General features: G+C 57.4%; 11 protein-coding genes. 2 read left to right on the forward strand and 9 right to left on the reverse strand.

From position 1 onward, the window contains the following. Positions 1 to 15: 15 nt before the first annotated feature. A complete protein-coding gene (locus ACNKID_RS05845; protein ID WP_417912497.1) occupies positions 16 to 1,086 on the forward strand; it encodes a hypothetical protein in 1,071 nt (356 codons plus the stop codon). Here ACNKID_RS05845 and ACNKID_RS05850 read toward each other — a convergent pair. Continuing rightward, positions 1,041 to 1,472, reverse strand: coding sequence for a hypothetical protein (locus ACNKID_RS05850; RefSeq protein ID WP_417912498.1), 432 nt, complete (start codon positions 1,470 to 1,472; stop codon positions 1,041 to 1,043). The genes ACNKID_RS05845 and ACNKID_RS05850 overlap by 46 nt on opposite strands. Before the next feature lie 196 nt (positions 1,473 to 1,668). Between ACNKID_RS05850 and hcp the strand changes: the two genes are divergently transcribed. After that, complete coding sequence (gene hcp, locus ACNKID_RS05855; RefSeq protein WP_417912499.1) at positions 1,669 to 3,291, forward strand: hydroxylamine reductase; 1,623 nt, start codon at positions 1,669 to 1,671, stop codon at positions 3,289 to 3,291. Between the two features lie 37 nt (positions 3,292 to 3,328). Here the strand turns inward: hcp and ychF are convergent, their stop codons facing one another. The 8 genes from ychF to ACNKID_RS05895 all read right to left on the reverse strand — a co-directional run bounded on the left by ychF (position 3,329) and on the right by ACNKID_RS05895 (position 12,583). Continuing rightward, positions 3,329 to 4,426: a redox-regulated ATPase YchF gene (ychF, locus tag ACNKID_RS05860; protein WP_417912500.1), complete on the reverse strand. Its 1,098-nt coding sequence runs from the start codon at positions 4,424 to 4,426 to the stop codon at positions 3,329 to 3,331. Between the two features lie 102 nt (positions 4,427 to 4,528). Next, positions 4,529 to 6,865 (reverse strand): endo-1,4-beta-xylanase, encoded by a 2,337-nt coding sequence (locus ACNKID_RS05865; protein ID WP_417912501.1) that lies wholly within the window; start codon positions 6,863 to 6,865, stop codon positions 4,529 to 4,531. 231 nt (positions 6,866 to 7,096) lie between these two features. Beyond that, entirely contained in the window at positions 7,097 to 8,134 is a 1,038-nt protein-coding gene (locus ACNKID_RS05870; RefSeq protein ID WP_417912502.1) for a radical SAM protein, read from the reverse strand. After that, the gene (locus ACNKID_RS05875; protein ID WP_417912503.1) at positions 8,097 to 8,627 is read right to left on the reverse strand and encodes a nucleoside deaminase; all 531 of its coding nucleotides are present in this window, start codon (positions 8,625 to 8,627) and stop codon (positions 8,097 to 8,099) included. Before ACNKID_RS05875 ends, ACNKID_RS05870 begins: the two co-directional genes overlap by 38 nt. Then, the gene (locus ACNKID_RS05880) at positions 8,624 to 9,871 is read right to left on the reverse strand and encodes a hypothetical protein (RefSeq protein ID WP_417912504.1); all 1,248 of its coding nucleotides are present in this window, start codon (positions 9,869 to 9,871) and stop codon (positions 8,624 to 8,626) included. Before ACNKID_RS05880 ends, ACNKID_RS05875 begins: the two co-directional genes overlap by 4 nt. A 1-nt stretch (position 9,872) precedes the next feature. Then, positions 9,873 to 10,991 carry an SPFH domain-containing protein gene (locus ACNKID_RS05885; protein ID WP_417912505.1) on the reverse strand — a complete coding sequence of 373 codons (1,119 nt, stop codon included), beginning with the start codon at positions 10,989 to 10,991 and terminating at the stop codon, positions 9,873 to 9,875. A 601-nt stretch (positions 10,992 to 11,592) separates the two neighbouring features. Then, on the reverse strand, positions 11,593 to 12,069 hold the full coding sequence (locus ACNKID_RS05890; protein WP_417912506.1) for a type II toxin-antitoxin system VapC family toxin: 477 nt from the start codon (positions 12,067 to 12,069) through the stop codon (positions 11,593 to 11,595). 22 nt (positions 12,070 to 12,091) lie between these two features. Further along, complete coding sequence (locus ACNKID_RS05895; protein WP_417912507.1) at positions 12,092 to 12,583, reverse strand: FmdB family zinc ribbon protein; 492 nt, start codon at positions 12,581 to 12,583, stop codon at positions 12,092 to 12,094. Between the last annotated feature and the right edge of the window lie 114 nt (positions 12,584 to 12,697).

Here is a 12,697-nt window from a genome sequence, read left to right on the forward strand (position 1 = left end):
CATAGGAGACCTGTCATGAAAACCGTGCAATACAGACTGGAACGCAATGCCCTGACCATGCCGCCGTCCTATTCTGTCCGCCACATCCCCAGGGACACCATCGGCTACGAAGGCATAGCGGCTCGGATGGCGCGGAACAATCCCGGCATGACTGTTGTTCAGGCAGAGGCGAGCCTGCGGGCGGCGCGGCAGGCCATCATGGAAGAGCTGATGGAGGGCAACCGGGTCACGCTGGAAGACTGGTGCACCTTCACCCTGTCCTTCACCGCCCGCTTGGAGAACGTGGACGATCCGCTGCCGCCGCTGGAAGACTGCCTGCACGTGCGGGTCTTCGCCTCCCGGCCTGCTGTGAATGAGGTGTGCAAGAACGTGCAGACCGAACGCCTGCCCATGAGCGAGAAGCTGCCCCAGATCAACAGTGCTGAGGACACGGTGCTCAAGCTAGATGACGTGCTCTATGCAGGCAGTGCCCTGCGCCTGAAGGGCACGGACCTCTTCTTTGACAGCGAGCTGTACGGCGGCGAGTGCGTGATTGCCGGGACGCGCAGCGGCAGCAGGACGCAGAACAAGTTTGTCTCGGTAACAGACACAGAGGTGGTTGTCCTGCCGAAGATCCCCAGCCAGCCCGACCCGTGGAACAATGAGTACACCATCAGCATTGCCACCCGCTACACCGAGCACGGCACCCTGCGCACCGGCATCTACCGCCGCAGGCTGCGCACCCCGCTGGAGATCAACGGACTGTCGTTCGAGACCGGGCCAGGCATCCTCAGCGGCGCAGGCGATGCGCCCTTTGCCCGAATCCAGAACGGCACGGCAACCGCCTCTGCCATGCTCCGCATTCAGGCTGCCTTGGACATTGCTGACGGTCACATCGAGCTGTCCCTGCTCGACATGAAGGAGGGCGGCAAGGCCGGTGAGCCGGTGCGCGTCACCGCCAACGGCACCTTTGCTGTGAGCGGCTGGGACGGCGCGGCAGTGAGCAGTCTCACGGTGGTGGTGGAAGACTTTGCCGGGCTGGCCGCCTTCATCCGCAACGGCTACGAAGGCAGGCTGGTGGATGTGCTGGACGTGCAGGTGGGGTAGAGGGATGAATGCTGATGGGTGCCCTTGAGGATGCCGCGCAGGTCGCCGGGCGCGTCCGGGTGGTGGTCGCAGAGGTGGATTGCCAAGCCGGGATTGCGCAGGCAGTCTTGCAGCCTGTCTAAGCGGTCGGCCTGATGGGTGTCCACCACAATCAAGCCGCTGACTTCAGTCAGATCAAGGGTCTTGAGCTTCTGGAAGCCGTAGAGGCAGCGCAGATCGGCGGACAGATAGGCCAGCAGGCGGCCCAAGGCCGCGCCGCGATATGTCCCGCAGTAGGCTGGAGACGCGCCGTTCCACGCTTGGAACAAGGCATATGAAGCGTGATATTTGGCGGATGAAGCGTAAGGAGCTTCCTCCTCTCGGCCTGAATGGCAGCGCATGGTCATAATCTGGAGTCAAGAGAAAGTCCGCTCGACTTGAAATCTTTGACGCGCTCGTCCGCGCACTCCTCCTGCCAGTTTTTTTTCCTTTCTCTTGACACAGATCAAGGGAATAGGGTTCCATAAAGGGTATCATTCTTGTGCTGCATAACGAACTCTCTCACGCGCCGTGCGCGTCCAATCATCATAACGGAGAACAGCCATGTACTGCAACCAATGTGAACAGACCGCCAAGGGAATTGCCTGCACCGCCGCCGGAGTCTGCGGCAAAGGCGGCGAGCTGGCCGACATCGAGGATGTGCTCATCTACGCCCTCTGCGGGCTGTCGCTCTATGCTGACGCAGCCCGCAAGCAGGGCATCGTGGATGCGGAGCTTGACCGTTTTGTCATGAAGGCGGTCTTCTCCACCCTGACCAATGTCAACTTTGACCCTGACCGCTTTGCCGCACTGATACGCAAGACCATAGATCTGCGTGAGGATCTGAAGGCCAAGCTCACGGCTGACTTCGCTCATCCGGCAGCCTCCTTTGTTCCGGCGAACACTGTGAAGGGCTTGGCTGAACAAGGCGCGGCCCTGAAGTTCATTGAGAGCTTGGATGCGGACGAGAACATCCGCTCGCTCAAGCAGACCCTGCTCTACGGCTTGAAAGGCATTGCCGCGTATGCCGACCATGCCGCCATTCTTGGCCAGGAAGACCCGGCTGTTGCAGGCTTCATGTACGAAGCCATGTCCGCCTTGCTTGCCCAAGGGCTGACCATAGAGCAGTGCGTGCCTGTGGCCATGAAGGCTGGTCAGATCAACCTGCGGGCTATGGAGCTGCTGGACGCAGGCAACACCGGCGCGTATGGCCATCCTGTGCCGACTTCGGTGCCGCTCGGCCACCGCAAGGGCAAGTGCATCCTTGTCACGGGCCATGATCTGCGCGATCTCGATTTGCTCCTGCAACAGACCGCAGGCAAAGGCATTGACATCTACACCCACGGCGAAATGCTGCCCACGCACGGCTACCCGGAGCTGAAGAAACACCCGCATTTCTACGGCCACTTCGGCACGGCCTGGCAGAATCAGCACAAGGAGTTCCCGGAATTCCCTGGCCCGGTGCTCTTCACCACCAACTGCATCCAGAAGCCGAAGGACGAGTACAAAGAGCGCATCTTCACCACCGGCTTAGTTGGCTGGCCGGGCGTGCATCATATTGAGGGCAAAGACTTCACGCCAGTGATAGAGAAAGCCTTGGCTATGGACGGCTGGCAGGAGGATGCGGACAAAGGCAGCGTGATGGTCGGCTTTGCCCGCAACACAGTGCTCAGCGTGCAGGTGTCGGACAAAGTGATCAGGGCGGTGCAACAAAGGAAGATACGCCATTTCTTCCTCGTCGGCGGCTGCGACGGTGCCAAGCCGGGACGCGATTACTACACCCGCTTTGTCGAGCTGGTGCCTGATGACTGCGTGGTGCTCACGCTCGCCTGCGGCAAGTTCCGCTTCTTTGACAAGCAGCTCGGCGAGATAGGCGGCATTCCGCGTCTGCTCGACGTGGGGCAGTGCAACGATGCCTACTCGGCCATTCAGATTGCCGTGGCCTTGGCCAACGCCTTTGGCTGCGGCGTGAACGAGCTGCCGCTGTCCATGATTCTTTCTTGGTACGAGCAGAAAGCAGCGGCCATCCTCCTCACCCTGCTTTCGCTCGGCATCAAGGACATCCGCCTGGGGCCGACGCTGCCTGCCTTCATCAGCCCGGCAGTGCTGAGTTTCCTTGTCGCCACCTTTGGCATCAAACCGATTGCGGCCACGCCTGAGGAAGACTTGCAGGCGATATTAGGCTGATGCTAAAGCAGGCAGGCGCGGGGAGCCTGCCTGCGCATCAGACATTAAAGCGGAACAACATGCAGTCCCCGTCTTTGACAATGTATTCCTTGCCTTCCGAGCGCAGCACGCCCTTGTCACGGGCCGCCGCCTCGGAACCGCAGGCCACGTAATCTTCATAGGCAATGACCTCAGCCCGGATGAAGCCGCGCTCGAAATCGGTGTGAATCTTGCCTGCCGCGCCGGGCGCGGACGTGCCTTTGGTGATGGTCCACGCCCGCGTTTCCTTCTCGCCCACTGTGAAATACGTGATCAGGCCGAGCAGCGCGTAACCGGCGCGGATCAGGCGATGCAGGCCCGGCTCCTCCAATCCCATGTCGGCAAGAAACTCCTTCTGCTCCGCTGCGTCCAGCTGGCTCAGCTCTTGCTCAATTGCTCCGGCGATCATAATCACCGAAGCACCTTCCTTCGCCGCAAGCTCCTGCAGCCGCTCCACATGCTGATTGCCGGAAGCAATGTCCGCCTCGCTGACATTGGCCACATAGAGCACCGGCTTGGCCGTAAGCAGGCACAGCTCGCGCAGAACCTCGCGCTGCGGCTCGCTCTCCGCTGTCACTGTCCGGGCAGGCAGACCCTTGTCCAGCGCAGCCTGAAGCTCTTCCAAGAAGGCGGCCTCCTCGACAAACTTCTTGTCGCCGGACTTGGCCTGGCTCTGTGTCTTCTTCAGCCTCTTACTCACCGTGTCCAGATCGGCCAGCACCAGCTCCATCGAGATCACCTCCACATCGCGGATGGGATCCACTGAGCCGTCGACATGAACGATGTTCTCATCCTCAAAACAGCGTACTACATGCAAAATCGCATCCACCTGCCGGATGTGGCCAAGAAACTGATTGCCCAGCCCCTCGCCCTGCGATGCCCCCTTGACCAGCCCTGCGATGTCCACAAACTCCATCTGCGCAGGCACAGTCTTGCGGGTCTTGGCCAAGGCGGAGAGGATGTCCAGCCGTTTGTCCGGCACAGGCACCACGCCAACATTCGGCTCTATGGTGCAGAAGGGATAGTTTTCCGCCGCGATGGCCGCTGCGGTCAAGGCATTGAAGATGGTTGACTTGCCCACATTGGGCAGGCCGACAATGCCGCACTGAAAACCCATGATCGCCTCATTCTGAAGGTTCTGTTGCTGGCGGAAAATAAAGCACCCCGCCGCAGAGCGACGGGGTGCTTCAGCCAGCCGTAGGATGGATGCTGTCTGCTGCTAATAATTCACGTTGAGGTACTCGCTGGTCTTCACATTCTGACTGCTGTCGTACAGAAATCCAGTTTTTGACAGGGTATTCACTGTGAAGGTGATGCTGCCTCTTTTGTAAGTGTAACTTGATGTGAACGAGGCTATGCCGCTACTGTTGGTCACGCCTGAAACGTTGCCGGTCACCAAGCCGCCGCTCCATGTTCCATAGACGATGACACCGGACACCGGCTTGCCGGTCGCGTCATAGACCCACACCTGCGCTTTGGCCGCTGTTCTGCTGCCCGATCTGACCCGCGACATGTCGATATTCTGCACATGGATGATTTTGTCCAAGCTCGGTGCGACTGTGACCACAGCCGCCTCGGTGTCTTTTCCTCCTGCATTGTCCGTGACAGTCAGCTCAACTGTGTATGTGCCGGCTGTGTTGTAGATGCGCGACACTGTTGCGCCTGCGCCAGTGCCACCGTCTCCGAACGCCCAGCTGTGCGAAGCGATTGTTCCGTCTGAGTCGAACGAGTCCGCACCGTCAAAGGAGACAGAAAGGGGTGCGTTGCCTGATGTCGGATACGCTTTCAACACTGCGGTCGGCAACTGATTAACCCCGCCTCCTCCGCCCTGTCCGCTGTCAGCGAAGTCCATGATGGCGTAAAACGCTTTCTTGGGATTGAGATTCTGATCAAACAGCAAGGGGTAATCCCATTGATTCTCAGGAAGCAGCTCCCAGGTCTCCTGATCGTAGCTCAGCCAAGAACCAGGCCCATCCGTCAGTCCCCAGACGGTCACGCTGTGGATGTGATCTTTGTATTCTCTGAACAGATCGAACAGCTCCTGGTACCGATACGCCTGCTCCTGCTCACAGGCCGCAGTCAACGGCGCGGTGCAGTCCTCTGTGTAGTGGTTGTAAATGGAGATGTCAAGCTCGCTGATTTTGATCTTCAGTCCCTTGGCGATGACCTTGTCAAAGGCGGCCCGTATCTGACTGAGCGGGAATTCGTTCAGCTTCCAATGCCCCTGAAAGCCTATTCCGTCTATCCGCACACCGTTGGATTTCAGATAGTCAACCATCTGGAGTATTTTGGTGAGCTTCACAGTGTCAGGGACTTTGTAGTCGTTGTAGAAGAGCAGCGCATTGCGTCCGTATTTCGCATTCGCCTCAGCTGCGTACTGGAAAGCGAGCTTGATGAATTCCGGCGATTTGAAGTAGCTCCACCACAGCGACTCAGTCTCGTTGCGATACACTTCGGCCACATCGGCGGACGAGGAGATGGCCTCGTTCACAACATCCCAGTTGTCGACCACATCTCCGTACCGCTGTACCATCTTGTCGATATGATTCTTCAAACGCTGGCTCAGCACAGCAGTTGACACAGAGCCGTCCGTCCCGCTCTTGAACAGCCAGTCAGGATTGGCTGTATGCCAGAGCAGGGTGTGGCCTGTCATCTTCATGTTGTTGGCGCGCGCGTGATTCGCCACAGCATCAGCATTCTCAAAGGTGAACACATTGTATTGCGGCTGAATGCTTTTCCATTTCATGGAAGATTCAGCTGTGAAACGGCTGAAAATATTGTTCGCGCCCAGCTTGCTCAGATCATCCAAGTCGGTGGCTGAGGTGGCCGTACCTATTGGGAAAAAATTTGCGTGCCGGTCTTTGTAGGGAACCGGGTTGGCTATTGGGCTGGGAAGATGGTAATTGATAAAAAGTTTTGCTGAAGTGTAAGGGTCTCTCTCAAAGGCCTGCGCACGCCTTGTGCCTGAACCTTGCAGGAAAAGAGTGACAGGAGAGGATGACGAGAATCCAGTTTGAGCAACTATTTCCTTGATCACAGAGGAAATGTCCGGGCTTCGCTGGCCCAGCCCCTGCTCTCCCCATTCTTCCCATGTTGGCACTGACCAAGTGACTTTCGCAACGGTTTTGGGGCGCGAGGATATGTTGGACGCGCTGCTCGAAAATGTGCTGGAGTTTGTCGATTTCTCGCCTGTTATGGTGAAGCTCGCAGTTCCGCTCGAGACATCTTTGGCGAAAAGCTGCAAATATGCGGACTCAATAATGACATTCGTAGGAAGGCTGAACTTGGGAAACCTCAGGCCTGCGATCTGATTTTGTCCGCTGCTGGAGCACAGCGACAACGTGGTGTTCGCAAGATACATAGTTCCGTTCGACAAATTCTGCTCAGCATCGTCAGAGCCTGCTGCTATCTCAAGCGTTTTTCTCTTGGAGACAGATTGTTGCGCGTGCAAAAGTGTGACAGAAAACAGCAGCAGAAAAGTTGTGACAGCCAGCAATATTTTTCCTTTCATTTTCCTCCCTCCCTCTGTCGAGCAACGATATAAAAAGGCCGACATGAATGTTTCAGATTGAACAGCTGCTGAACCGACCTTTCTGATGAACGAGAATGGATTAGGCGTGTAAATTCAAACAACCGAAAAGCCCGTTTGGTGTTCCGTCAGTGCGCCGCCGCTTTCAATCCAGCCACGCCAACAGCATCGCGTGCGTATATTAATTGTATACGGTCTGACGCTTCCATGCAAAATAAAAAAACGACACGCTGCCGAAAAGGAGAACATGTTCGAGTATTAAAAGCACTTGAAGACTTCTTGCAAAGAGAGCGGGGGCATTTCCTGCTTCAGCATGCAGCAGGAAATGCGGTGTCTGGGGCTGCCATCAGGGAGATAATCAATATTGTCAGGCTGGAGCAGCTTGTTCATCACACAGCCTTCCGGGATGCTCAGGCTGAAGAAGCGGTCTTCATTCAAGCCGCGTTGGCGCACGGCTTGGCCGTTCTCAATGCAAAGACTGTGCATAGGATAATCCTCGCAGAGCGGGCAGCGGTACACCCGGCCATTAGGGAAAATAAAATAATTGTCCGCCGCCAGTCCGGCGCAGGTGAAGGCTTCGCCTTCTTCCAGAAAGACCTTAGGATACGTGACGTGAATGCCGAGGTGTGCTGCTTGGCGGGCAGTTTCCGGTACTGCTTCGAGCCAGTGCTTCGGTTCGACCTGCAATGAATCCGCCGCCGCTGATTTACCTCGCAGGCCAATGACTTGGATAAAGAAACGGCGTACGCCCAGTTCAGCAAGCAGCGCGGGCATCCGGTGCAGGTGCTTAATGTTGAGGGCGGAGACCGTGCAGATTAGGCTGGTGCGAAAACCAAGCGCAACAGCCTGGCGCAGATTCTTTGTGCAGACCGCAAACACGCCTTCGCCCCGGATGGTATCGTTCACCGCCGCGTCCGGGCCGTCGAGGCTGAAGCTGAGAAAGTCCAGCTCATCTGGACGCAGCCGTTCTAAAAGATTATGAAAGAGGAAGCCGTTGGAATCCACGGTCACAGCGTAGCGCAGAGCTTTGGCCGCCCGGATGATCTCTGCCAGATCAGGATGCAGGGTCGGCTCGCCGCCGAGCAGCACCAGATTGCTGGAACAGTCAGGCCGGGCGAAGAGCCGCAGCCAGTCAATGGCTGTTGCTTTCGGCAGGATGTTCGTGCCGTGCTGGCTTGGATTGATGTAGCAATGACGGCAGGCAAGGTTGCACTGGGTGAGCAGATGCAGGAAGATGTTGCGCTCGCCAAGCTTGAAATCAACCGTTCTTGCTCTGAAGTCGCTGGTGTTCTGCAAGGGTGAACTTAGACAGCAGGCTGTCCTGCCAGTACGAATGATTTTGGAAAAACTGGGCGAAAAGGGCGATGCTTTCGCTGCGCAGCAAGCTGGGCAGCAGCTCAACCTGCATGTTCTGGTAGAACGGGGCCAGCCTGTCTAACGGCAGCGAGGTGCCGCCTCCCATCACGTCTTCATACGCCCAGACAAAACGGCGGATGCCGGACAGCAGCATCGTGCTGTAGCACATCAGGCAAGGTTCCAAGGTGGAATAACAGGTGATCTGACGGCAATCCCGGCTTGGCTGCGCCGCCAGCAGGCTGCGCAAGGCAACAGCCTCGGCATGATCCAATTCATTGCGCGATGCGCTGCCGCTGTTGCGGCGGCGGCCTTGAGCAAGAATCCTTCCCTCCTCGGCCAGCACACAGCCGACCGGAAATTCTCCTTCGGCTAAGGCCAGCCGGGCCTCTGCCAAGGCGGCACGCATCAGCTGCTCGTCCTGCGCCGCCCTCATAACACTCTGCCGAAATGCAGAATGCTTTTGCTCAATGACACGCCGGAATGAGACTGCACCCAGTCGTGCTGGCGGTCGATGAAGGGCAGAAAGACCAAAGAGGCGGCCAGCACCTCCGGTTCTGCGCCGGGCAGCTTGGAATACACCGCCCGCCCGTTGGCAGCGGACGCAGCGAGCATGACCTTGAGTGACTGCCGGGCCTCGCTCAGAGGCAGCGTCACCGGATGCGGACGAACAGCTGTCTTCATCCGCATGTCCCGCTCCGGCCCGAACTGCCGTTGACTAACTGTGATCTGCCTGCCAGTGCGGAGGAAGATTTCCGGGCGCAGTTTGAAGGCGGGAATCCAGAACTGCATCGCCATTCTGCGCCATTCCGGGCGGACAGACAGCGGCTGGTTGGTGCGCTCCATGAAATCGGCGAAGGTGCTGATCTGCAAACTGGACAGCCGGGCTTGAATCTTCCAGAACGGCAGATGCAGGGCAGCCTCACCTTGCTCCTTGCTGACTGGAATGATTTGGCAGGCAGTGCGCTCCAGTCCCTCGCTGCCGATCTGCCAGGCGGAATCGCAGCTGGCGCAGGTGGCGACCACGCAGTCGCCCTCGCCGTCGAGATTGCCGCCGCAGCGCGGACAGAGCGCGGCAAGGAATTTCATTTGCCAATGCGGCTGAAAAGGCTGGCCGCCCATCGCCCCGGCCGAGCTGGTCAGCGGCTGACCGAGCACCGCGTCGAAAAGACCGTCCTCACGCGCCAGCAGGGGCAAGTAGATGAAGCTGACTGTTTCGCCGATAAAGGCGTGATGATAGACCTCGCCGCCGTCATTGCCTTCGATCATGTTGTGCAGCTTGGTCGCCTTTTCAAAAACCTTCCGTGGCTCAATGGCCATAGGCAGAAAGCGGCCTTTGGTCTCGCTGCTAACCCGAGTCAGGCTCAACGCCTGCGGACGCACGCCAAGCGAGGCAGGCAGGCCGGGCAGACCGCAGCCTTCTTGGGTTGTGTCCACAATCCGGTGTGAAACCCCTGCTTCCGTTACGGAAAAAACATTCCCTTTGAAGCGGAGATAAGGGGCGTAGATCAGCCGGGTTTGGTCTTTGGCCCGGCTGGGCAGGATGTAGCGGAACGGCCCGCCGCCAGCGAGGAGGAAATTTTTCACCCGGCAGTAGGGACAGGACAGCAGTCGGTCGGCAGCCGACAAGGTGACTGCGCCACCGCATTGAGGACAGGGCTGTTCGACGCGGATATCCATCTTAGCAGAGCTTCAAGCCGCAGCCGCCGCAGAACTTCGCGCCGGGCAAATTCTCTTGATTGCAGGCCGTGCAGATCACCGGAGCCGGTTTTCTGTCCGCAGGCTGGCCGCAGCGGGAGCAGAACTTGGCATCCGGGGTAAGATTGTTGCCGCAGCTGGCGCACTGCATGAGGACGATCTGCTGCTGGCCGCAGAGCGGGCAGAAGCGGGCAGAAGCAGGAATGCGGTTGCCGCAGTCCGAACACGGAACCTGCTCTGGAGCGGTTTGGGCCTGAGTCTGCATCCCGGCGAAGAGTCCGGGCATCATCAGCCCCAAGCCCATGCCGATGGCGGCCCCTCCGGCCTCGCTGTTGGCGGCAGCGGCTTTCTCCATAGCCATGCCAGCCTTCATGCGGACAAATTTGTCCATGTCCTTGATCAAGCCGAGACGGCTGCGGTCGTCAATGGCAGCCTGCACCTCCTCCGGCGGGGTGATGGAATTGATGTGCAGATCATCCAAGGCCAAGCCGAAGCGGACGAAATCCCGCACCAGACGCTTTTTCAAATCCTCGGCCATCTCGTCGAACTGGGCAGGCAGGCTGAACAGGGTGTCCAGCGTTTCGCCGAGATAGTCATTCAGACGTGAAACAATCACCCGGCCCAGATATTCCTCAATCTGCTCGGTGCTGTACTTGCCCATTGTCCCAGCCAGAGTGTTGATGAACAGCACTGGCTGGATGACGCGGATGTTGAACATGCCGTGCGCCCGCAGGCGGACAAAACCCAGCTCCGAGTCGCGGAAGGCCACCGGGTCGCGGGTGCCCCATTTCAGGTTGGGGAAGACCTTGAGATTGACAAAATACACCTCAGCCCGCAGCGGGCTGGTCATACCCCACGGCGAGGAAAGCAGCTTGGTGATGATCGGGATGTTGCCGGTTTTCAGGGTGTGGCGGCCTGGCCCAAAGGCATCCCCTGCCCTGCCCTTGTAATACATGACCGCCGCCTGGCTTTCGCGCACGGTCAGCTGGGCACCAAACTTGATTTCACCGGAGCCGCGTTCCGGCAGGCGGTGCAGCAGCTCCTGGCCGGTCTCGTCGAACCATTCCAAGACTTCAAGCAGAATCAGATTGTCGGCACCCATGACCTTCTCCAAGTGTTTTCCGTCCTGCAAGGCCTCGCTGCGCCCTTTTTTCAGTCAAGCTGCGGAGAGATTGGCCTTGCGTTCACACGTCCGCAAGTCGGAAAAACTTCTTTGCAGCTTGACCAGACACAGTTGCGGCTTGACAGCATCCTTTCGCGGTGAAGCAAAAACTCTTTGTTGCTCGGCAACAACCTTTTGCTGCCGAGCCAAACTTGTTCGCAGCCAAGCAGCACTTCTTTGCTGTTCGGCTGCACTTCGTTCCTGCTTGACACAAGTCCTTTGCTGCCGAGCCAAACTCCTTTGTTGCTCGGCACAACTTCTTTGCGGCTTAACAGAACTCCTTGCTGATTTGGCAAAAAAGCTCTCTCCGCTCTTCGAAAAGGAGCAAATTATCTGGGTTCATGTTTGTCAGCCTCTGCTCTTGGATTTCCAGCGCGGCGGACGGCATTTTCAGCGGGCAGCTCTCCGCAGACTCCTGTTGCAACTGATGCGGCGGCTTTCTGGTGATTTTGATAAAAACAGACCAATCTGCGGGCATCAAAACCGCATCGCTGGGATATAGCCTCTCTTGCTTCCCAAATTCGCTTCAGCACAGGATCAGTCATGGTGTATCCTCCGAACACAGCTCCATTGGCGTGACCAGCGCAGGCACAAAAAGTCCAAGCCGGTTGTTTATAATCCTTATATGGGCAAATTTATTTGCATTGGCGATATGCTTGCAATTCCACGTAAGGAGAAAGTCGCATTTGTGCCAAGAGGCAAGAGCCAGATGGATTGCATCGCCAGATCGTTCCTTTGGCATCAGCCGGTTTGCGATGTATGTTTCAACAATCTCGGCAATCTCATCTGGCACCTCAATCTGGGGAATCTCAGCGGCCAAGGCGAGAGCCTCTGCCTGTGTCGGATATTCACCTTCCTCAAGTTCAGCGATAACAGCCGGACTTGTGACAAGCTCATACCGTTTTCTGTATCGATCCCACCACTCACAAGTCCATGTCTGTCGAGCGACCATTTCTGGTTCTTTCCTAATTTCAAAGAAAAAACTCGGAATGGAAGTCTCTATGTAGACACGCTTCATGATGTGCATCTATGTTGTGCACCTAGAGCTGATACAGCGTTTCGTCATGAACAGGCTGGCTCGATGATCGGACTTTCTTCTTCATCCCCTCGAAGCTGAAGGCATCGTCGGCATCCAGCAGATTGCCCATCTCCTTTTCTATCGCGTCCGGGTCTTCACCCGCTTCCATGCGGGAGATGGCCTCCTCCATCGGCTCACCAAGGCGGATGCCGGTTTTGTCGGAGAACTTGCGCATCAGCTGGGCCATCTGACGGGGATCATCCTCGTTCATGCCCTCGGCATCACGCATCAGACCCTCCAAGGCATGTTCCATTTTGGTCTCGTCCAGTCCGGCCAAAGAGTCCTCACCTTCGCTTTCCTTGGCTTTGCCGATGACCGCGAAGGCGGATATCTGCCGGTTCAGCTCCTTTCTGCCGCATTTCGGGCAGTCAGGTCGTTTTTCGGTGTTGATCCGGCTGGAGAAGAAGTTGAAGACAGTGTTGCAGTCTTGGCAGAAAAATTCGTAGATGGGCATAATCGCGCTTTGCGTTCTCAATGGACTGAGTGAAAATAAAAAGATCAGGCACCTGAAGGATACCTGATCTTTCTGATTTTCTCAACTGCGAGATGCAGCGCAGTCACATGCTGG

The sequence above is a fragment of the Candidatus Electronema sp. TJ genome, from assembly GCF_048287355.1.
In the GTDB taxonomy this organism is placed as follows: Bacteria; Desulfobacterota; Desulfobulbia; order Desulfobulbales; family Desulfobulbaceae; genus Electronema.